Below are 1224 nucleotides of genomic sequence, written 5' to 3'. Positions count from 1 at the left end.
GTCTCCGCGTTCACCAAGGCGGGTGCCAACGGCGGGCAGACCCTCGGCTACATCGAGCCGGGCGACTGGGCCGCGTACAACGGGGTCAACCTGACCGGGGTCACCTCGTTCACCGCCCGGGTCGTCTCCGGCGGCGCGGGCGGCACCATCCAGGTGCGCACCGGCTCGGCCACCGGCCCGGTGCTCGGCTCGGTGGCGGTGCCCAACACCGGTAGCTGGGACACCTACGCCAACGTCACCACCGCGTTGTCGAACGTCCCGTCCAGCACCCAGAACCTCTACCTCACCTTCACCGGTAGCGGCACGGGGCTCTTCGACCTGGACGACTTCACACTGGTCAAGGGCAGCGGAGGCACGAACGGGGTGGGCCCGATCAAGGGTCTCGCCGGCAAGTGCCTGGACGTGCGCAACGGTGGCACCGCCGACGGTACCCAGATCCAGATCTACACCTGCAACGGCAGCGCGGCGCAGACCTGGACCGTGACGCCGAACTCGACGATCAAGGCGCTCGGTAAGTGCCTGGACGTCAACGGCAGTGGCACCGCCAACGGCACCAAGATCCAGCTCTGGACCTGCAACGGCAGCGGGGCGCAGAACTGGGCGGCGGCGTCCGACGGCACCCTGCGCAACCCGTCGTCGGGCAAGTGCCTGGACGTCTCCGGCAACAACTCGGCGGACAGCACCGTCGTGCACCTCTGGACCTGCCTGAACGCGGCCAACCAGAAGTGGACCCTGCCCTGACCGACTGAGCCGGGAGAAGCCGCCGTCCCGACCTGACGGCGGCCTCTCCCGGGGCAGTGCCCCGGTGAGCGTCACACCTGCTCGTCACATCCACGACGCGCAGGTGTGACGCTCACACCGGTTGGACGCCGCCCGGCGGGCACCGCCCGGGGCCGGGCTCACAGGCCACTGCCGTACCTTGACCAGCATGGGGCGTATGGCGCAGTGGCGCCGGATGGTGCAGGAGCACGGGCACCGGCTGCTGCACGGGGCCGAGGCGCCCGACCCGTCGACCGGGCCGGCGCCCAGCCTGAACCGTCTCGACGCGCTGGTGGAGGGTTTCGCCGCAGGCCAGCCGGTGCGCTGGAGCCTCGCCGGGTACCCTCGGCCGCTGCCCGGCCCGGTCGACGTCGTGGCGTACCGCACCGTCGCGTTTCCGCTCGTCGCGGCCGTCGCGCGCGGTGTCGCGCTGGTCTTCGTGCTGCCGGTACGCCTGCTCTGGGA

At 71.2% G+C, this 1224-nt stretch carries 1 protein-coding gene and 1 pseudogene; both read left to right on the top strand.

Going from position 1 to position 1224, the window contains the following annotated elements; genetic code table 11:
• Nucleotides 1-741: RICIN domain-containing protein (locus tag ACWCO3_RS34695; RefSeq protein ID WP_450014244.1), on the top strand; the 741-nt coding region annotated here is incomplete at its 5' end.
• 196 nt (nucleotides 742-937) lie between these two features.
• A pseudogene (locus ACWCO3_RS34690) lies at nucleotides 938-1224 on the top strand (hypothetical protein); the annotation flags it as partial.

This window comes from Micromonospora sp. NPDC002411 (assembly GCF_053592955.1).
This window is presented reverse-complemented; position numbering and strand designations above follow the sequence as displayed.